At 73.4% G+C, this 20217-nt stretch carries 16 protein-coding genes; 8 read left to right on the forward strand and 8 right to left on the reverse strand.

All coding sequences use genetic code 11. The features are described 5' to 3' along the window. Positions 1 to 126 precede the first annotated feature (126 nt). The 4 genes from E1182_RS18950 to E1182_RS18965 form a co-directional block, all read right to left on the reverse strand. Positions 127 to 900 (reverse strand): hypothetical protein, encoded by a 774-nt coding sequence (locus E1182_RS18950; RefSeq protein WP_132267118.1) that lies wholly within the window; start codon positions 898 to 900, stop codon positions 127 to 129. Between the two features lie 85 nt (positions 901 to 985). After that, a complete protein-coding gene (locus tag E1182_RS18955) occupies positions 986 to 1999 on the reverse strand; it encodes a LacI family DNA-binding transcriptional regulator (protein WP_132267120.1) in 1014 nt (337 codons plus the stop codon). Positions 2000 to 2168: 169 nt separating this feature from the next. Next, complete coding sequence (locus E1182_RS18960; protein WP_132267122.1) at positions 2169 to 3803, reverse strand: copper resistance protein CopC; 1635 nt, start codon at positions 3801 to 3803, stop codon at positions 2169 to 2171. Positions 3804 to 3921: 118 nt separating this feature from the next. Next, the gene (locus E1182_RS18965) at positions 3922 to 5127 is read right to left on the reverse strand and encodes a helix-turn-helix domain-containing protein (protein ID WP_165942661.1); all 1206 of its coding nucleotides are present in this window, start codon (positions 5125 to 5127) and stop codon (positions 3922 to 3924) included. Positions 5128 to 5222: 95 nt separating this feature from the next. Here E1182_RS18965 and E1182_RS18970 point away from each other — a divergent pair, with 95 nt between their 5' ends. The 4 genes from E1182_RS18970 to E1182_RS32340 all read left to right on the forward strand — a co-directional run bounded on the left by E1182_RS18970 (position 5223) and on the right by E1182_RS32340 (position 11724). Further along, positions 5223 to 6881, forward strand: a complete 1659-nt coding sequence (locus tag E1182_RS18970) for an FAD-binding dehydrogenase (RefSeq protein ID WP_207921445.1) — start codon at positions 5223 to 5225, stop codon at positions 6879 to 6881. 239 nt (positions 6882 to 7120) lie between these two features. Continuing rightward, positions 7121 to 7936: a SigB/SigF/SigG family RNA polymerase sigma factor gene (locus tag E1182_RS18975; RefSeq protein ID WP_132267128.1), complete on the forward strand. Its 816-nt coding sequence runs from the start codon at positions 7121 to 7123 to the stop codon at positions 7934 to 7936. Between the two features lie 1037 nt (positions 7937 to 8973). Further along, entirely contained in the window at positions 8974 to 11367 is a 2394-nt protein-coding gene (locus E1182_RS18985; RefSeq protein ID WP_132267130.1) for a tetratricopeptide repeat protein, read from the forward strand. Between the two features lie 195 nt (positions 11368 to 11562). Further along, positions 11563 to 11724, forward strand: a complete 162-nt coding sequence (locus E1182_RS32340) for a transposase (protein WP_371687569.1) — start codon at positions 11563 to 11565, stop codon at positions 11722 to 11724. A 124-nt stretch (positions 11725 to 11848) separates the two neighbouring features. Here the strand turns inward: E1182_RS32340 and E1182_RS18990 are convergent, their stop codons facing one another. The 4 genes from E1182_RS18990 to E1182_RS19005 all read right to left on the reverse strand — a co-directional run bounded on the left by E1182_RS18990 (position 11849) and on the right by E1182_RS19005 (position 15877). Next, positions 11849 to 12955: a helix-hairpin-helix domain-containing protein gene (locus E1182_RS18990; RefSeq protein ID WP_132267132.1), complete on the reverse strand. Its 1107-nt coding sequence runs from the start codon at positions 12953 to 12955 to the stop codon at positions 11849 to 11851. 246 nt (positions 12956 to 13201) lie between these two features. Further along, positions 13202 to 14551, reverse strand: coding sequence for an NAD(P)/FAD-dependent oxidoreductase (locus E1182_RS18995; protein ID WP_132267134.1), 1350 nt, complete (start codon positions 14549 to 14551; stop codon positions 13202 to 13204). Between the two features lie 13 nt (positions 14552 to 14564). Beyond that, on the reverse strand, positions 14565 to 14912 hold the full coding sequence (locus E1182_RS19000) for a TcmI family type II polyketide cyclase (protein WP_132267136.1): 348 nt from the start codon (positions 14910 to 14912) through the stop codon (positions 14565 to 14567). A 137-nt stretch (positions 14913 to 15049) separates the two neighbouring features. Further along, a complete protein-coding gene (locus tag E1182_RS19005; RefSeq protein ID WP_132267138.1) occupies positions 15050 to 15877 on the reverse strand; it encodes a BTAD domain-containing putative transcriptional regulator in 828 nt (275 codons plus the stop codon). A gap of 407 nt (positions 15878 to 16284) precedes the next feature. Between E1182_RS19005 and E1182_RS19010 the strand changes: the two genes are divergently transcribed. The 4 genes from E1182_RS19010 to E1182_RS19025 form a co-directional block, all read left to right on the forward strand. After that, positions 16285 to 16641, forward strand: a complete 357-nt coding sequence (locus E1182_RS19010) for a TcmI family type II polyketide cyclase (protein ID WP_132267140.1) — start codon at positions 16285 to 16287, stop codon at positions 16639 to 16641. Continuing rightward, entirely contained in the window at positions 16638 to 18359 is a 1722-nt protein-coding gene (gene accA / locus E1182_RS19015) for an acetyl-CoA carboxylase carboxyl transferase subunit alpha (protein WP_132267142.1), read from the forward strand. Before E1182_RS19010 ends, accA begins: the two co-directional genes overlap by 4 nt. Then, positions 18356 to 18862 (forward strand): acetyl-CoA carboxylase biotin carboxyl carrier protein, encoded by a 507-nt coding sequence (gene accB / locus E1182_RS19020; RefSeq protein ID WP_132267144.1) that lies wholly within the window; start codon positions 18356 to 18358, stop codon positions 18860 to 18862. Before accA ends, accB begins: the two co-directional genes overlap by 4 nt. A gap of 12 nt (positions 18863 to 18874) precedes the next feature. Further along, on the forward strand, positions 18875 to 20217 hold a 1343-nt coding region (locus tag E1182_RS19025), incomplete at its 3' end, for an acetyl/propionyl/methylcrotonyl-CoA carboxylase subunit alpha (protein ID WP_132267146.1).

Raw genomic sequence — 20217 nt, forward strand, 5'->3', positions numbered from 1 at the left:
CGTCGGGGACGGGCGGGGGCAGGACGGGTGGTGCCAGCCCCGCGTCGAGCGGTTCGTTCAACACCCGGACGTCGACCGGCTCCCGGCCCGGCCGGGTGTCCGCGATGGTCCTGCGACGGCCGGGCATCAGGCACCGGCGCCCAGCTCGGTCGAGACCGGCTCCGCCCGGATGGTGACCCCGTCGACGATGGTGGTGCCAAAGGCCGGATCGAGCGGCGGAGCCAGGACAGGGCGACCGTCGCGGGTGACCACGCCGATCTGACCACCGTCGGGCAGCATGATCCAGCCGCCGTCCACGCCGGCGCGGCGCTGCGCGGCGGTGGCCCGGAAGAGCACCGGCCGCCCGCTCGTGTCCACGGTGGCCGCGAACGACCAACGCTTGCCGTTCACCACCACCTCGCCGGCTGCCTTGCGGTCGTCGAACGTACCGGTGAGCCGCGCGTCCTTCTTCCCGGTGAGGGAGAGCCGGCCGTCGGTCGCGCTGCCGCGCAACCAGATCTCCAGCTGCCGACCGTCGCAGAGGTACGCCGTCGCCTCGCCGCCGTTGGCGGTGATCGCGATGGTGGCGCGGCCGCCGTCGAGCCGGCCGGTCCAGTTGGTGGTGGCCTTCTTCTCCTCCACCCTGTCGTCGGCCGATGGCGCGGTCGACGCCGGTGGCGGGTTCGGTGTCCCTGACTGGCCGCGCTGCTTCGACGGCCGGGCAGGGGAGACCTGTTCGGCGGGCGCAGCGGGTGCCGCGGGCGCGGCGGCGGCCTCCGGCACGGCCTCGGCCGTGGCGGCGGGTGCGGCCGCCGGCTTCGGGTCGGCCGCGTTCGGCGCCGCCTGGGCGCTCATGGCGAACAGCACGGCCGCCATCCCGGTCCCGGTCAACAGGGTCAGCAACGGGGTGATGCGCTTCATCAGCAGCTCCCTTCACCCCTACGTACGGTGCGCGAGCCCCGGTCGTTCAATCCGACGCCAGATCCACCAATCGCGGGCGGTGACCCTAGCCGGGAGCGCGGGTGCTGTGCCGGACGACCAGCGGGGTGGCCAGCTCGAGGCGCCGGCTGTCGAGTTCCTCGCCGTTGATCAGGGCGAGCAGCATCCGGGTGGCCATGGCGGACATCTCGGTCAGTGGTTGCCGTACGGTGGTCAGCGGCGGGATCGCCCACCGCGCGCCGTCCACGTCGTCGAAGCCCACCACGCTCAGGTCGTCGGGCACCCGCAGGCCGCGCTCGTACAGGGCCTCGTAGGCGCCCCAGGCCGTCTCGTCCGAGCAGGCGAAGATCGCGGTGGGGGGCGCGGGCAGTTCGAGCAGGGCGTGGGTCTCCCGGTATCCGGACGGCGCGGTGAAGTCGCCGGTGCGGACGTACCCGCCGGGGATCGGCTCCCCGGCGGCGTTCATCGCGGCCCGGTAGCCGTCCACCCGGGCCCGGCTGCACGGCACGTCCGACGGACCGCCGATGACCGCGATCCGGCGGTGCCCGAGGCCGAGCAGGTGCTCGGTGGCGGCGAGGCCGCCGGACCAGTTGGTGGCGCCGACGGAGGGAATGTCGGGGGTGGGTTGCCCGGCCGGGTCGATCACCACCACCGGTATGCCGAGTTCCGCGAGCTGGCTGCGCTGGGTGCCGGACAGGTCCGACAGGACCAGCAGCACCCCGTCACAGCGGCGGGCCGAGAGCTGCTCGATCCAGCGCCGGTCGGGGCGGCTGCGGTGCCGCCCGTGGGCGGCCGAGACGACCACTCCGACGCCGGCGCGGTGGGCGTGCTCCTCGACGCCCTCGATGATCTGCATTGCCCACGGGCTGCCCAGATCCCGCAGCACCAGGTCGATCAGGCCGGCCCGGTCGGGTCGGACGGTGGGTCGACCGGTGTAGCCGCGCTCGTCGAGCAGCGCCTGCACCCGTTGGCGGGTGGTGGGTGCGACGTCGGGCCGGCCGTTGACGACCTTGGAGACGGTGGGCACCGACACGCCGGCGGCGCGGGCGATCTGCGCCAGTGTGGCCCGTTGGTTGTCCATCCCCGCTCCCGATGTCGTCCGGTCAGGTCGGCAGCATACCCCGAAAGTTTCGACGGTCGTCGCCGGCCGTGTCCCGTCCGGATCCGTCCACAGGAGCGCATCGTCCACGCGATCCGCTCGTCGGCAGAGGTCGAAAGTGACCGGAAGTTCCGATGGTTGTCGATCGGTCTCAGCGCACCCGCACGGTGGTGGTGACGGTGGCCTGGTCGATGTCGCTGGTCCGCACCGTGAACCGCAGCGTCCACTCACCGGCCACCGGGAACCGGATCTCCGCGCTGCCGTGGTTCGGCTCCGGGGTCTCGACCCGCACCGGGACCGGTTCCACACCCGCCGCCGGCAGCGCCAGGCTGACCTTCCACTCGGCGACCGGCAGTGCCAGCCCCTGTGGCGTGTACACGTAGGCGTGCAGCGAGTTCGGCGCTCCCACCTTCACCGGGTAGATGTCGAACTGGAGGCTGTACAGCTCGCCGCTCAAGGTCTGGGCGACTCCCTCCCGGGCGACCCGGGCCGCCTCGGTGCCGGCGGTCCGACCCGGCGGCGTCTGCACCAGCAGGGCGGTCAGTGCCAGCACCACGGCGGTGGCGGCCACCTCGACGGCGGCGGCCACCGCAACCCGGCCCCGACGACCCGCCGCCACCCTCCGGCGTACCATTCGGCGCTGCCCGGCGGCGACCGCGAGCACGGCGGCCAGCAGTCCCGCCTTGCCGAGCAGCAACCGCCCGTACGGGGTGCCGACCAGGGCGTCGGGGTGGCCCAGTTCGATCGCGGCCTGCCCGACACCGGTGACGACCAGCCAACCCACCGCGAGGGTCGCCCACCGGGACCACGCCGGCAGGATCCGCGCCAGCACCCGCTCGTGCGTGCCGCGCAGCAGGAACACCAGCATGCCGATCAGACCGCCCACCCAGACGCTCATCGCGGCGAGGTGGATGACGACGGCGACGATGCTGACCGGCGGCAGCGGCGAGGCGACCGGGTGGCCCGCCAGCGGCCAGGTCGCCAGCCCGGCCACCGCGACCAGGGTGAGGGCCACCGCGCGCCACCGCCCGGCCCGGCCGGACAGCACGGCGGGCAGCAGCCCCGCTGCGACCCCGACCAGCGCCACCCGCGCGCCGAGCACCACGCCGACGTCGCTGTCGGCGACCGCCTTCAGATCGCCCGGGGAGAGCGCGCCGACCGCCGCGCCGACCATGTCCGCGGCCTGCCCGACCCAGGTGGCGGCGGTCGCCGCGATGACCAGCAGCAGCCCGGTGTACGCGGTGACGGCCGCCGGGCGGCGGGACCGGCGGCGCGGCCACAGTCCGGCGGCGAGCAGCGTCGGGCCGACGGCCAGCACGAGCCCGAGGTAACCCGCCCACTTGGCGGCGGGCACCAGCGGGCCGGTCGATTGCCGCTCATCCTCGTCGCTCAGCCGAGGCGGGCTCGCCGAAGGGGCGCCGGCGGAATAGGTGAAGCTGCCGGCCACCGGGTGGCTGTCGGCGGAGATCACCCGGTAGCTGACCAGGTACGTGCCGAGCGGGCGGTCCGGCACCCGGACCGCGATGCGCATGGTCGCCCCCCGGACCACCGGCTCGCCGGTGTGCACCTTCTTCCCGTCCGGGCCGAGGACCTGCACCCGGCCCGCGACGGGGGCGATCGGCTCGCTGAAGGTGACCACCACCTCGGCCGGTGGGGCGCTGATCACCGCGTCCCGCGCCGGGGCGGTGGCGACCAGCACGGCGTGGGCGGACGCCGGGGCCGGCGGGGCCAGCGGGACGCAGAGCAGGGCCAGCAACAACCCCAGGACGGCTGATCGGATGCGCACGCAAACTGGTTCGGACGCGGCAGCCGGAAGGTTCAACGCGGCGGCCAATTCGCTGCCGCCCCGCCGGCACGGTCGGCCCGGGTCCCGCGTGCCGGCCGCCCGTGCCGCCTCGGTGCGGTCATGTGACCGTGTCGGGGCTCCGGTCGAGGTGGTGCCGCAGCGCGAGCTGAAGGGCCAGCCGGGCGTCCGGATCGTCGAGGGCCGCGCCGAAGTGGACCCGCAGCTGCCGCATCCGGTACCGGATCGTCTGCGGATGGGTGTGCAGCTCCCCAGCCACCACGATGACCTGCCCCTGCCGGCGTAGCCACTCGTACAGCGTCTCGGCCAGCGCGCGCCGGGCGGCGGGCCGCAGACCGGCCAGCGGGGCCAGCCAGGTGTCGGCGAGGTGGTCGGCGAGGCCGGGCTCCCAGGCCGTCAGCAGGGTGAGCAGATGCCCGTCACCGTCGACGACCGGCTCGGCGGGCAGTCGGCCCTCCTGCCGCAGAGCCAGTGCCCGCCGCGAGATCCGGTAGGACAGCCGGGCCCGGCCCAGCTCCACGGTGGGTCCGAGCGCCGATCGTCGCCCGGCGAGGGCCCGGCGGGCCCGGTCGAGACGTCCGGGGGTGGCCGGATCGGGCAGGACGACCCGGACGGCGTCGTCGACCACCGTGGCGATCGCGCCCCCACCGATGCCTCGCGCCAGGTGCTCGGCGTCGCCCCCGTCGACGCTGAGCACGGCGACGGTGCGCGGCAGGGCCCAGCGGGCGACGTCGGCGGCGGCGCGCAGAGCGGCGTCGCCGGGTGGTTCCGGCTGCACCAGCAGGGTGATCAGCCGTCGCCGGGTGGTGGCCCAGTCCTCTGCGGCGTCGCGCTGCTCGTCGAGAAAGCCCTCCGCCGCCGCCCCGGCCAGAGCGTCGGCGTAGCCGAACAGCGCCCCGGCGATGACGTACAGGTGCGCCGGGGCCGGCCCGCCCTCGGTCCGGTGCTCCACCAGGAAGGCCCAGATGTCACGGGCCCCGAGGGTGAGCACCGTGCGCAGGGCGTCGACCCGGTGCCCCTCCCGGTACTCGGTGCGGCCGAGGGCGTGGAACACCGCCCGGGTGGCGGCCAGGTCGCGATTGGGATCGGTCAGCGCGTCGACGAAGGCGTCCACCGCGGTCTGCACCCCCAGGGCCAACCCCTGGCCCTGGCCGCCGGTCAGCGACCGCCCCTGCGCCCGCATCGCCGTCCGCACGGTGCTCAGGATCCGCTCGTGCAACGCCGGGCGCAGGCCGCGCACGTGCGCCCCGACGGCCGGCGGCAGGGCGGCGAGCCCGGGCTCGATGTCGATCAACGTGTCGGACATCTCGCCACTCCTTGTCATCCCGGTTCCAAACCCGGGGGCGGATCCTGTGCTTCCGTGTCGATCATTTTGGCAGCCCGATGCGTACGGTCGGGGGCGTGGATACCGATGTCATCGTGATCGGCGCCGGGCTGGCCGGCCTGGTCGCCGCCGCCGAGGCCGCCGACGCCGGCCGTCGGGTGCTGCTGCTCGACCAGGAGCCGGAGCAGAGTCTCGGCGGGCAGGCGCACTGGTCCTTCGGCGGTCTCTTCTTCGTCGACTCTCCCGAACAGCGGCGGATGGGCATCCGCGACTCGGTCGAGCTGGCCTGGCAGGACTGGCTCGGCAGCGCCGCCTTCGACCGCCCCGAGGACCACTGGCCGCGCCGATGGGCGGAGGCGTACGTGCACTTCGCCGCCGGTGAGAAGCGGGCCTGGCTGCGCGGGATGGGGCACCGGATCTTCCCCGTGGTCAGCTGGGCCGAGCGCGGCGGGGCGGCGGCGGACGGACACGGCAACTCGGTGCCCCGGTTCCACATCACCTGGGGGACCGGCCCCGGCGTGGTCGAGCCGTTCGCCCGCCGGGTGCGGCAGGCCGAGGCCGAGGGCCGGGTCCGGCTGCTGTTCCGGCACCGGGTCGACGAACTGGTCACCACCGGCGGCGTGGTCACCGGCGTACGGGGGACGGTCCTGGCCCCCGACGACGCGCCACGGGGGCGGAGCACCTCCCGGGTGGCGGTCGGTGACTTCGGGTACGACGCGCAGGCCGTGATCGTCACGTCGGGCGGGATCGGGGGCAACCACGATCTGGTCCGGCGGGCCTGGCCGGCGCGGATGGGCACCCCGCCGGCCCGGATGGTCGCCGGGGTGCCCGCGTACGTCGACGGGCGCATGCTGGCCGTCACCGAGGCGGCCGGCGGGCAGGTGATCAACCCGGATCGGATGTGGCACTACACCGAGGGCCTGCGCAACTGGGATCCGATCTGGCCACAGCACGGAATCCGGATCCTGCCGGGCCCGTCGTCGCTCTGGCTCGACGCCGCCGGGCGCCGGTTGCCGGCGCCGCTCTTTCCCGGCTTCGACACCCTCGACACCCTGCGACACCTGCGGGCCACCGGGTACGACTACAGCTGGTTCCTGCTCACCCAGAAGATCATCGAGAAGGAGTTCGCGTTGTCGGGCTCCGAGCAGAATCCGGACCTGACCGGCCGCAGCGTCCGGCAGGTCCTGCGTCGCGTGCGGGCCGGCGCCCCCGGTCCGGTGGCGGCGTTTCTGCGTCACGGGGCGGACTTCGTCGTCGCCGACACCCTGCCGGAGCTCGTCGACGGGATGAACAAGCTCGCCGCCGAGGCCGGCGGGCCGCAGCTCGACGGGGTCGAGCTGCGGCGGCTGGCCGAGGCCCGGGACCGCGCGATCGCCCACCCCTTCGGCAAGGATGCCCAACTGCACGCCGTTCGGGACGCCCGCCGGTACCGCGGGGACCGGCTGGTCCGGGTCGCCACCCCGCACCGGTTGCTCGACCCGACGGCCGGCCCGCTGATCGCCGTACAGCTGCACGTGCTGACCCGCAAAACCCTGGGCGGGCTGCACACCGACCTGTCCGGCCGGGTGCTGCGACCCGACGGCGAGCCGCTGGGCGGGGTGTACGCCGCCGGTGAGGTCGCCGGGTTCGGTGGCGGCGGCATGCACGGCTACCGCGCCCTGGAGGGCACCTTCCTCGGCGGCTGCCTCTTCTCCGGTCGGGTCGCCGGCCGCGCCGCCGCCACCGCCGTGGGCTGACCGCCGTCGCCGCGCCGCCGCCACCGCCGTGGCGTCCGAGGGTCGCTCCCCTGTGGTGACCATCTGGTTACGCCGGGCTGTGCCACCGTGCCAATGATCGAACCTCTGGATGCGATTTGGTCATGTATAGGCGTTACATCCATCGTCCGTTCGGTTGATTCCCGCTGCCCTTTGGTTTAGTGTTGCGGGCACGGCTGGTGCTGTGAGGCATCCGTTCCCCGTAGGACAGGAAGGGCAGCATGACCACCACGACGATCGCGCTGACGACGAGCACCGAGACGCCCCGTTCGGCGGTGACCGGTGAGGAGTCCCTCGCCAGCGAGCTGATCGCCGCCCTGTCCGCGCTGCCCGAGTCACACCCGGAGCGGCGGGCGCTGCGCGACCGGGTCATCGAGGCGTGGCTGCCGCTGGCCAACCACCTCGCCGCGCGCTACAGCGGCCGTGGCGAGCCCCACGGCGACCTCGCCCAGACCGCCGCCCTCGGTCTGATCAAGGCGGTGGACCGGTTCGACGCCTCCCGCGGTGTCGACTTCGCCGGGTTCGCCATCCCGACCATCCTCGGCGAGATCAAGCGGCACTTCCGTGACCGCACCTGGAACATCCGGGTGCCGCGCCGGCTGCAGGAGCTGCGGCTGCGCATCACCGAGGCCAACGGCACCCTCACCCAGACGTTGAACCGGGCACCCACGGTCGCCGACATCGCCGCCCATCTGGACATCACCGAGGAAGAGGTCCTGGAGGGCCTGGAGGGCGCGAGGGCGTACAACGCGGTCTCGCTGTCCACCCCCATCGGCGACGGTGACAGCGCCACCGAACTCGGCGACACCCTCGGCGCGGAGGACAACGAGTTCGAGCTGGCCGAGCTGCGGGTCGCCCTCGGGCCGGCCCTGGCCACCCTGGACGAACGCGAGCAGAAGATCCTCACCCTGCGCTTCTACGGCAACCTGACCCAGAGTGAGATCGCCAAGCAGGTCGGCGTCTCCCAGATGCACGTCTCCCGGCTGTTGGCCCGGGCGCTGACCAAGCTGCGCGGTCAGCTTTCCGAACCGCGCTGACTCGTACGCCAGGTCGCCATCCCGGCCCGGCATCCGCGGCGCACCGCGAAGCCCGCACCGTCGTCGAGCACTCGGCGACCGCGCGGGCTTTCGCGTACCCGACAACGCCGTGACGGCACCGTTCGCCGTCGACGGTGGCGGCTGGAAACTCGACCCGCCGAGACTGCCACTACCTGACACTCCCGCAGCGCTGTGCTGTCTGGCCGCCGCCTCATGTGTCTAGCCCGGAGCAACGGTCCGGACATTCGGTTCGCGCCCGTCGGCGCCACACCGGTCGCCCGTTTCATGACCTCGATCATGAAACGGGCGACCGCGACGCCTTCGGGTGTCACGATCGTGGCTTTGCGGCTCGGTCAGCCGGATGACATTGCCGTCAGGGTGCACGTGCGGACCCAGGGGCCAGGAGCGACTGGTTGCCGGGCGCAGGACCACGTTGAGTTGATCGGCGAGGTACCTGGGGTCAGGCTGTAGGTCGAGCCTTGCCAGGTGCCCTCAGGGTAGGTGACGTACCCGTAGTACTCGCTCCAGCTCACATAGCACCTCACGTCCAGCTTGATGCTTGTCGCGCTCGCGGGGATCACCTTGGTCCATACCCGGTTCGGGTTGGTGTGGTCGAACGGGGAGACGGAGTCCACCGGAAGCCATCCGGGGCCGGGTGCGCCGGGCCACCCGCCGCTGTCGACGCCCACGTGCGGTCCGACCGGAGGCACCGCGCCCCCGTAGCAGCTCGTGGTCCCGGTGATGATCCGGGTACCGCTCGCCGCGGCCGGCGAGGGCGCGGCGGTAGCCGCCGCCACCGTGGTCATTGCCAGCAGGCCGAGGGTGGCCGTGATTCGCCGCAATCTTCCAGTAGCCATCAAACGCGACCGTCCTTTCTCGGGGCACGCCGGCCGGGTGCTTGAGGGCATCCTCGGTGGTCGATATCGTGGACGGCGTTTGGTACGGACAGGTGCGGACAACCGGGGCCGACGTGGCAGGTAACGACGGTACTGCGGTTCCGTGCGCCGGACAGCGCCGGACAGCGCCGGGGATCGCCGGTGGCTGCTGACGACGGCCGCCTGTTGCTGCGGCAACTGTGTGACGACCTACGACTGCTCCGCTTGCAGGCGGGCGGCCCGAGCCTGCGCGGCCTGGCGGTGCGGGTACGGCTGGGCAAGAGCCAGGTGGGGGCGATCTTCAGCGGCCGGATCGGACGGCTGCCGGACTGGGAGGTCGTCCGGGGCGTCGTCGACGGCTGCCGCCAGTACGCCCAGGATCATGGCCGGCTGGACCGGCTGTCGGTGGCCACCGGAATCGAGGAGTTCTGGCGCCCGCGGTACGCCCTGGTGGATTACGCGTTGCAGCACGCCGCGCGGCAGCGGCCACCCGCGCCGTCGCGACAGGCGCCGCTGGCGGCCGTACCCCGGCAGTTGCCGGCCGCCACACGGCACTTCGCCGGGCGGGCCGGTTCACTCGCCGCGCTGAACACGCTGCTGGAAGACGCCACCACCGCGAACACCGCGGTGATCTCCGCGATCGAGGGAACCGCCGGCGCCGGCAAGACGGCCCTCGCCGTGTACTGGGCGCACCAGGTCGCCGACCACTTTCCCGACGGGCAGCTCTACGTCAACCTGCGCGGCTTCGGTCCGTCCGAGCCCGCGATGGAGCCGGGGGAGGCGATCCGCCGCTTCCTCGACGCCCTCGGCGTGCCGGTCCGGCGGATCCCGGCGGAGCCGGACGCGCTGGCCGCCCTGTACCGAACCGAACTCGCCGGTCGACGGCTGCTGATCCTGCTGGACAATGCCCGCGACGGCGCGCAGGTCCGGCCGTTGCTGCCCGGCGCCGCGGGCTGCCTGGTCCTGGTCACCAGCCGCGATCCGCTCACCGGCCTGGTCGCCGCCGAGGGCGCCCAGCCCGTCACTGTCGATCTGCTCAACCACGACGAGGCGAGGCAGTTGCTGGTACGCCGCCTCGGCAGCGCGCGGATCGCCGCCGAGCCCCACGCGGTCGACGAGATCATCACGCGGTGCGCCCGGCTGCCGCTGCCGCTGGCGATCGTCGCCGCCCACGCCGCGACCCGCCGGGTGCCGCTGCGCGAGCTGGCCGACCAGCTCCGCGACGGCAGGCACGCGTTCGGGCTTCTCAACACCGGCGATCCCAGCACCGACCTGCACGCGGTGTTCGCCTGGTCGTACCGGGCGCTGACCCCCGCCGCGGCGCGAGTGTTCCGGCTCCTGGGCCGGCATCCCGGTCCGGACGCCACCGCGCCCGCCGTCGCCAGTCTCGCCGCGCTGCCGTTGCCCGAGGTGCCGCCGCTGCTGGCCGAACTGATCCGCGCCAATCTGCTGACCGAACCGGCCGCCGGCCGGTACGCCTTGCACGATCTGCTGCGCGCCTACGCCATCGACCTGAGCGACACCCTGGAGACCCTGCCGGACCGCGAGGCCGCGACCGGCCGCATCCTCGACCACTACCTGCACACCGCTGACGCCGCCGACCGGCTACTGCACCCCCATCGAGACGCCGTCACCCTCGAACCGCCCCGGCTGGGCGCCGCGCTGGAGTCTCTGGGCGTACCGGCCGCAGCCCTCGCCTGGCTCGCCGCCGAACTTCCGGTGCTGCTCGCGGCGGTGGACCATGCCGCGGGCAGCGGGTACGACCGGCATGCCTGGCAGCTCGCGTGGATCCTGACCGGCTACCTCGAACACAGCCGGCGCTGGCCCGACCAGCTCGCCGTCGGTGCGGCGGCGAGGCTCGCCGCCGAACGGCTCGCCGACCCGCGCGCGTCGGCCCTCGCCCACCGGATCCTGGCCCGCCCCTACATCGAGGCCGGCCGCCACGCCGACGCCCGCGCACACCTCGAACGCGCCCTCGACCTCGACACCGGTGGCGGTGACCTCGCCGGGCAGGCCCATGACCACCACCACCTCGCCTACCTCGGGGAACGGCAGGGCCGCTACGCCGTCGCCCTCGACCACACCCGGCAGGCCCTCGCGCTGTACCGCAGGGCGAACCACCGGTACGGGCAAGCCTCCGCCCTCAACGCGATTGGTTGGTTCCAGGTCCATCTCGGCGACCACGCCCAAGCCGTGGCCGCCTGCCAGGAGGCCCTCACGCTGCTTCGCAAGCTGGACGACCGTCGTGGCGAGGCCGCCACGTTGGACAGTCTCGGCTACGCGTACCACCATCTTGGCGACTACACGCGCGCCGTCACCAACTTCTGCCAGGCCGTCGTGCGGCTACGCGCCCTCGGCGAGCGCTACCCGGAGGCGGCCACGCTCACCCACCTCGGCGACAGCTACCACCTCACCGGCCGGCTGGGCGCCGCGCGGACCGCGTGGCGGCGGGCGCTGGCAATCCTCACCGACCTCGACCACCCTGACGCGGAAGGCGTCCGGGCGAGGCTCGCCGGCGTGGATCGCCCGCGTCGCAGCGCGTCGTCTGCGCCGTAGCGCCGGCGGGTCGAGAACGCGCGATGCGATGACGGCGCAGCCAGGCCGCCGCCAGCACGAGGCGTTGTTTAACGCGCTGAAAGGATCCCCGGTGCCGACGCCGGGTCGACCAGATCACCGTCGTCGACGGCACAGCTACGGGCCAAAGGCATCAACCCGGTCATCGCCCGACGCGGCGTCGGGCACGGCTGCGGCCTGGGGGCACGACGCTGGGTCGTCGAGCAGACCATCGCCCTGCCGCACTGGTTCCGCCGCCTGCGCACCCGTTGGGAGATCCGCGACGACATCCACGAAGCCTTCCTCACCCTCGCCTGCGCCCTCATCTGCTGGCGACGACTCCAACGTGCAAAGAGTTAGGAGTGGTAAGCCGCCAACAATCACGGGCCCGATGGGCAGCGGCTGCCCTTCGGGGTGGGCCCGGCCGGGTGGTGTCGCGGGTGACCCGCGACACCACCCGGCGTGGATCAGACCAGTGACGCCCTCAGTTCTGCTCGCCGGCTCCGGCGGGAGCGGGCAGCACCGACTCGGCGTCGGTGCCGGCCAGCACCTTCGCCTGCTGCGGCCAGGTGGCCAGGCTCGGGGCGGTGCGGAGCCCAGCGGCGCGGATGGTCTCCCGCAGCGCCGTCTCGTCCAGTTCGGCGAGCTGGCGGTAGGTGCGGATCCCGGCGGCCTGCAACGCGGCGGCCATCTTCGGGCCGACCCCCTGGATCCGGCGGAAGTCGTCCGTCGGTGCCGCCTTGTCGCCCGGGGCCGGCGCCGCATGGTCGGCGGGTACGGGCTCGCCGGCCGGTGCGATCTGGTCGACCGGTGCCGCCTCGTCGGCTGGTGCAGGCTGGTTGGTCAGTGCGGCCTCGTCTGCCGGTGTGGGCTCGTCGGTCGCCGGCGGCACGAGGCCTGCCGGGGCGGAGACGGTCGCCGGGGCGGAGACGGTCGCCGGGGCGGAGACGGTCGCCGGTTCCGCGACGGATCCGGCGTCGTCCGAGGTCGCCCGGTCGAGCGCGTCGACCTCGACGGTGGGCTCGCTGTCCTCGATCGGGGTACGCGGTGCCGGAACGCCCGGCGAGGAGGTCGCCGGCTCTTCGGCCTCGGCGCTGACCGGGCTGGTGGTCTCGGCGTCGACGGGCGCCGCGTGATCGAGACGCCGGGTCGCCTCGGCAGGCACCGGCGTCTCCGAGACCGGCTCCTCCGAGACGGGCGTCTCCGGGATCGGGGCTTTCGCGACCGGGGCGGCGTCGTGGCTCGGCCCCTCGTCGGTGGCGTCCGCCCGGATTGCCTCTTCGGCAGGCGCCGTGACCTGCGGAACCTGCTCGTCGACCGGGGACGGGGCGGCGCTGCGGTCGGTGGGCTCATCGATGACGGCGGGCGCGGGAGCGTAGTCCACGGTGGCTTCCGGGCGGGGGGTGGCGATGGTCGCGGTGGCGTGCGTCTTCTCGGCCTCGGTGAGGCCGACGACCGGGTCACCCTCCACGATGGGCCGGGTCCGGGCGGTGCCGCCCGCCAGTTGCCGGTCGCGTGCCAGCCAGCCGGCGGCCCCGCCCAGCAGTAGGGCCAGGATCACGATCAGCCATTGCCCGAAAGTCGACGGCACGGCGAACCTCCCTCTTGCGTACGTCGTGAAAGTCGCGAAGCAAACTCGGCGCAGCTTCGCACACGCGTATTTCGCACGACAGGGAGGATCGGTGATCGCCGCCGAGGTGAGACGGCCGGTGTCGGGGTGTGTCGGCGGGATGACCGACCGTATGCCGAAACTCGTGTCGCCGCCGGCCCGCCGGGCCGCGACGAGGTGCCGTCGGCGCGACCCGGCGGGAGATTCCGTCGACCTACCTCGGGCGGTTCAGTCGGTCTCGCCCCGGTAGGTGTAGAACTCGTCGACGAAGCGGCGGGCCAGGCGGGGCACCCGGCTGGTGACTCCGAAGTAGCCGCGCGCCCCGAGCAGCGCGAGCCGCCCGACGACCGGCTTGTACATCGGGTCGTCGCCGCTGGTGCCGCTGCGGCTCAACGAGTCGGCGACCCGGGCGAAGCCGTACGGCACCATCTCCGCCTCGTAGTCGGCGACCGCCTGCACCAGCGTCTTGTCGCCGGCGGCGGCCCGGCGCAGCTGCCGGCACAGCAGGGCGGCGTCGCGTAGCGCGGTGTTGGCGCCGACCCCCCGGCCGGGGGTCATGGTGTGGATGGCGTCACCGAGTAGCGTCACCGTACTGCTCTTCCACGCCGGGATCGGCTCGCTGGTGGCCACCCGGATCGGCAGGGCGCTGCCCGGGTCGCTGCGGGCGAGCAGTTCCCGCAGGTTCGGGTGCCAGTGACGGGTGAGGTCCCGGGCGAGCTGGACGAGGTCCTCGCCCCGGCGCTGCATCACGTCCGGCGGGAACCGGCGGGCGGTGCTCCAGATGACGAAGTTGATGTTGTCGCGGGTGTTGTCGTGCGCCCGACCGGGCCAGCCGTGCAGCAGTGCCGCGTCGTCGTCATTGACGTCGGGCTTGATCCGGCCGTCGCGGTCCCACTTGAACTCCATGACGTGCAGCACGCCCATCAGACCGCCGGTCCCGAAGATCAGCGAGATGCCCTTCTCCACCCGCTCCGGCAGGAGCTGGCGGGTGTGTGCGGTCAGCGGGATCCGAGTGGCGATGTTGACGGTGCCGGCGTCCCGGACGACCGCGTGTGGCAGGTACTGCCGGCGGACCGCCGACTGCGTACCGTCGGCGGCGACCAGCAGATCGCCGGTGGCGCTGCTGCCGTCGGCGAAGTACGCCGTGACCGTGCCGTCGTCGCGCTGCTCGTACCGGGTGAAGGTCTTGTCGAAGTGGACCACGTCGCCCAGGCCGGTGAGCAGTACCTGACGCAGCGTCATCCGGGCCACCGATCGTTCGGTCTCGGCCGGGTCGGTCTCCGAACGCAGCGGGAACGAGGCGGTCCGCCGCAGCCGTTGGGTGATGACGTTGAAGTAGCGGGGGGAGCGGGCGCAGGTGGCCAGGTAGACGTCGAACAGGTTCGGTGGCAGGCATTCGCGCAGCGCCTTGCTGCCGGTCGGTCCGATGCCGATGCGATAGCCGAGCAGGCCCTCGCCGCGGGTGCGGTACCGCTCGTAGACGGCGACGCTGATGCCGGCGCGGCGCAGGCCGTGCGCGAGGCAGAGCCCGCCGGTGCCGGCACCGATGATCAGGACGTGCGGCGATCCGGAAGTCATCCCGGGTACCCGGTCAACCGGCCGGTCGGGGCGCCGGCACCTCGGCGGCATCCCAGCGGTAGAAGCAGCCGGCGATCGCGTCCCGCGGTGACCGCCAGGTCGGCAGGTACGGCGAGGTGTGCGCGGAGAGCCGTTCGTTGACCTGGCGGTACAGCGGATGGTTACGGGCGTTGGCCAGCGCGTCCGGGTCCACGTCCTCGGTCTCCATGACGTGGACGCACAGGTCGTGCAGGCAGTACAGGGATCGGTGCCGGACGCCGGTCAGGGTGGGCAACTCGGTGGCGTCGGACTCGGCGAAGATCTGCGCCACCCGACCCTCGGAGCCGGGAATGATCCTGCTGACGATCAGTAGACGACTCATGGAACCCCTTCCGTCGGTGGCGTCCGCCCGGAGGCGACGGACCGCCGTGGGGTCCACCCTGCCGCCCGTTCTGTCACCTCCGCGTCACGCCGTACCCGGTGGGTGTGACGTGCCGGTGGCCGCCACCGCCGGTGTGGTCAGGGTCGGGTGGCGCGGCGGTCGGTAGGGGAGGAGGCCAGCCGGGCGGGCACGCGGCGGGTGGTGGCGGAACCGTCGCGGGTGGCCTGGTGGATCGGGGCGAGGGTGTCCTGCAACAGTGCGGTCATCGCCGTGGACGGTTCGAGCCGCAGTTCACGCAGGAGCAGGTCGCGGTAGACGTAGAAGGCGTGCACCGCCTCGAAGGCGTTGCCCTCGGCCAGGTGGATGCGTACCACCAGCCGGTGCGGCGTCTCCCGCAGTGGTTCGGCGGACATCGCCTCCAGGGCCGCCTCCAACGCCTCGCCGTGCCGCCCCGCGGCCAGGTGCTGGTCGGCGAGGTTCTCCAGCATGTGCAGGCGCAGTTGACGCAGCCGTTCCCGATCGGCGAGCACCCAGTCGTCGTACCACCCGGGGAGCAGGTCGTGCCGGCCGGCGGCGAGCGCCCCGGCGGCACCCGGGTCGTCGCCGTCGCGGACCCGGGCGGCGGCGCCGACCAGGGCGTCCACGTCGACCCCGACCCGGGGGTCCAGCCGGACCGTGTCACCGCTGGTGATCAGCGGGCAGCACGGGTCCTGGCGCAGCCGCCACAACGCCGTACGCAGGGACGACAGCGCCCGCTCCTCCGGCGCGTCCGGCCAGAGCAGACCGGCCAGGTGACTGCGGGTGGCGCCGGGACGCAGGCCGATCAGCGCGATGACCCGTTGCAGGCCCCGCGGAACGACGATCGAGGTGTCGCCGTGCAGCAGCCGGAAGCCGCCGAGCAGATGCAGCGCGATCGGTGCGCCGGGTCGTGACCCGGTCGTCGACATGGACGGAGCAGCGGCCACGGCGGCACCTCCTACGGAACCCTGGTCCCGATTCTGTGTCCCGGCGCGGCTGCCCGTGACCGCACTGTCTCCAGTCGCTGCACCGCGGTCCGGCGTCGCGCCGCGGCCATCGGGCTGACCGCTCCGGAGATTATCAATCGCGGTAACTCTCAGTCAATGACAGCGTGGCTTGCCCGTTGCGCGACGGTTCTCCGCGAAAGCGGCTCTGAACTGGTCAGATTGGCTATACGCAATGGATCTTTACACAGCTCATGCACAGCTTGCGTCAACACATCGTCACGATGATTCCCCCCTGGTGGGTGCCCGTTGACGCCCCGGTGACGCGGTCCGCCGCATCGTGTCGGCAGTCGTCCGGCCCGGCCGGCGCGGACCGTCCCGCGTCGGAGGCCGTGGGGGGAGGCCCAGCCATGGACCGTTCGCTGATCGTCGCGAAGGTGGTGCCCACCGCCGAAGCGCAGGTCGCCGAGATCTTCGCCGAGTCCGACGCGACGGAACTGCCCCGTCTGGTCGGGGTCCGGCACCGTTCGCTCTACCGGCTGCACGATCTCTACGTGCACCTGCTGGAGACGGAGTCGGCGACGCAGGGTGCGGTTCAGGCCGCCCGCGGGCATCCCGAGTTCGTCCGGGTCAGCGAGCGGCTACGCCCCTACATCTCGCCGTACCTGCCGACCTGGCGGGAACCGCGGGACGCCATGGCCCACTGCTTCTACCGGTACGACGCCGGTCAACCACACCGGTTCGTCACCGGCGGGGAGCGGGCGTGACCGCCACCACCGGACGGGAGGGGCAGCTCTGGTCCCGCTGCGCCGGTTGCGCCAGCCTGCTGTACCGCAAACGGCTGCGGCGCAACCTCGATGTGTGCCCGGAGTGCGGGGAACACTCCCGCCTGGACGCGCCGGAGCGGGTGGCCCAACTGGTCGATCCGGGGTCGTTCACCCCGCTGCCGGAACGCCCGGCCGAGGTGGACCCGATTGGCTTCGTCGACGTACTGCCGTACCCGCACCGGCTCAGCGCCGCGCGCGCCGGCACCGGCCTCGCCGAGGCCGTGGTGTGCGGCACCGCCACCATCGGCCGGCAGCCCTGCGCGTTGGCCGTGATGGACTTCCGGTTCCTCGGCGGCAGCCTCGGCTGCGCCGTCGGCGAACTGATCACGCGCACCGCCGAGCGGGCGCTGGCGGACCGGATCCCGCTGCTCCTGGTCACCGCCTCCGGTGGGGCGCGGATGCAGGAGGGAGCCCTGTCGCTGATGCAGATGGCCACGGTCAGCCAGGCGATCGCCGAGCTGCGGGACGCGGGGGTGCTCACCGTCAGTGTGCTCACCGATCCCACCTACGGGGGCGTGGCGGCGTCGTTCGCCACCAACACCGACGTGGTGCTCGCCGAGAGCGGCGCCCGGATGGGGTTCGCCGGACCGCGGGTGATCCGCCAGGTTACCGGCCGGGATCTGCCCGAGGGCTTCCAGACCGCCGAGTTCCTGCTCCACCACGGTCAGGTCGACATGGTGGTGCCCCGGCACGCGCTGCGCGGCCGGCTGGTGGCGCTGCTGGCCGCCGCCCGGTCCGGGCGGCGGCCGGCGCTGACCGCCGCCGTGCCGCGGCAGGAGAGCCCGTCCGCCCGGCCGGTGTCGGACGCAACCGCCGCGGGTAGCCGGCCGGTGCCGGACGGCGGCGACGCCTGGGAGACCGTCCGGCTGGCCCGGCATCCCGGGCGGCCGACCACCCTGGACTATCTGGACACCACCTTCGACGGCTTCCTGGAACTGCACGGCGACCGGCTCGGCGGGGACTGCCCGGCGGTGGTCGGCGGCCTGGCCCGGCTCGACGGACGGCACGTGATGGTGGTCGGCCACCAGAAGGGACACACCACCGGTGAACTGGTGGCCCGGAACTTCGGCATGGCCAGCCCGGCCGGGCACCGCAAGGCGTTGCGGCTGTTCCGGCTCGCCGCCCGGCTCGGTCTGCCGGTGGTCACCCTGGTCGACACCCCCGGCGCCGACCCCGGCGTCGACGCCGAGATGCAGGGTCAGGCGGCCGCCATCGCGGAGAACATCCTGTGTCTCAGCGTGCTGCCCACCCCCGTCGTCGCGGTGATCACCGGCGAGGGCGGCAGCGGCGGTGCGCTCGCCCTCGCCGTCGCCGACCGGGTGCTGATGCTTCAGCACGCCGTCTACTCGGTGATCAGCCCCGAGGGCTGCGCCGCGATTCTCTGGCCGGACCGTGGTGCCGCCCCGCAGGCGGCCCGCGCGTTGCGGCTGACCGCCCCGGACCTGTGCCGGCTCGGCGTCGCCGACGACCTCGTACCCGAGCCGGCACCGGCCGCCCACCACGACCCGGAAGGGGCCGCCCGGATGCTGCGTGACGCGGTACTGGCCAACCTGCTTCCCCTGCTCGACGTACCCCCGGCGACCCTGGTCCGCCGACGGCGGCAACGCTTCCGGCGCTTCGGCGCCGCCCGCACCGGCCTGCGGGCGGGTGCCAGGTGAGCACCGGCGTCGTCCCCGCAGACGGCGTGTCCACCGAAACCGGCGGCGTGCCGGTGACGCACGAGGTGGACACCGTCCTGGCCGGACTGCGCCGGCACGCCCGGCAACTCGTCGCCGAGGTCGCCGGCCCGGTCCGGCGGGTGCGGCTGCGTAGCGGGGACACCGTGCTGGAGATCGAGTGGCACGGGATCGCCGCGGCGGTGGAACCGGCCCGTGCCCCGGAGCCGGCCGTGCCGACACCACGCCCGGCCGCCGCCACCGCTCGGGTGGCGGTGCGCTCGCCGATCGTCGGCACGTTCTACCGCGCCCCGGAGCCCGGCGCCGCGCCCTTCGTCCGGGTCGGTGACCTGGTCCGGCCCGGACAGGTGGTCGGGATCGTGGAGGCGATGAAGCTGATGAACGAGGTGACCGCCGAGCGGGCCGGCCGGGTGGTCGAGGTCCTCGTCGACGACGGCCGGCCGGTGGAGTACGACCAGCCGCTGGTCGCACTCGACCCGGTCTGAGGTGGTGCCACCATGTTCTCCACAGTGTTGGTCGCCAACCGGGGCGAGATCGCGGTGCGGGTGCTGCGCGCCTGCCGTGAACTGGGCATCCGGACGGCGGTGGTCCACTCCACGGCGGACACCGACTCGGCGGCCGTGCGTCTCGCCGACCGGGCCGTCCTGATCGGACCAGCGTCGGCTCGGCGCAGCTACCTCAACGCCGCCGCGATCGTCGAGGCGGCGCGGCAGGTCGGCGCGGACGCGGTGCACCCCGGCTACGGTTTCCTCTCCGAGGACGCCGACTTCGCCGAGATCTGCGCCGACAACGGTCTGACCTTCATCGGGCCGCCTCCGCAGGTGATGGCCGCGCTCGCCGACAAGTCCTCGGCGCGGGCGCTGATGAGCCGGGCCGGGCTGCCACTGCCGCGGGGCAGCGTCAGCCCGGTGCCCACCGCGGCCCGGGCCGCCGAGATCGCCGACGAGGTCGGATACCCGGTGATCGTCAAGGCCGCCGCCGGCGGTGGCGGGCGGGGGATGACAGTGGTCGGCTCCCCGGCCGAGTTGTCCCGGGCCTACGCGCGTACCCGGGCCGCCGCGCAGGCCGCCTTCGGTGACGACCGGGTGTACGTGGAGCGGTACCTGACCGACGCCCGGCACGTCGAGGTGCAGGTCCTCTGCGACGCCCACGGCAACGGTGTGCACCTGGGCACCCGGGACTGCTCGGTGCAGCGCCGGCACCAGAAGCTGGTCGAGGAGGCGCCGGCCCCGGCACTGTCCGCCGAGACCCTCGACGCGATCGCGCGTACCGCGTTGCACGGCGCGCTGGAGGTGGGCTTCACCGGCGCCGGCACCGTCGAGTTCCTGGTCGACGCCGAGCAGGGATTCCACTTCCTGGAGATCAACTGCCGGATCCAGGTGGAGCACCCGGTCACCGAGATGATCACCGGAATCGACCTGGTGCACGAGCAACTGCACATCGCCGCCGGGAAGCCGCTACGGATCCGCCAGGACGAGGTCCGCCCGCAGGGGGTGGCCGTGGAGTGCCGGGTCAACGTGGAGGACCCGGACCGGGACTTCGCGCCCACCCCGGGCCGGCTGGACCGGTTCGTCCCGCCGGGCGGCCCGTTCACCCGCGTCGACACCCACGGGCACCCCGGCTACCTGGTCGGGCCGTACTACGACTCGCTGCTGGCGAAGGTCGTCGTCTGGGCGCCGGACCGGGAGCTGGCGCTGCGCCGGCTCGACCGGGCCCTGGCCGAGTTCGAGATCGCCGGGCCGGGGGTGCGTACCACCATCCCCTTCGTCCGGCGGGTTCTGGACGACGCCGACTTCCGCGCGGCCCGCCACACCACCGCCCTGGTCGACCGGCTCCTCGC

This window comes from Micromonospora sp. KC721, assembly GCF_004348355.1.
Lineage (GTDB): Bacteria > Actinomycetota > Actinomycetes > Mycobacteriales > Micromonosporaceae > Micromonospora.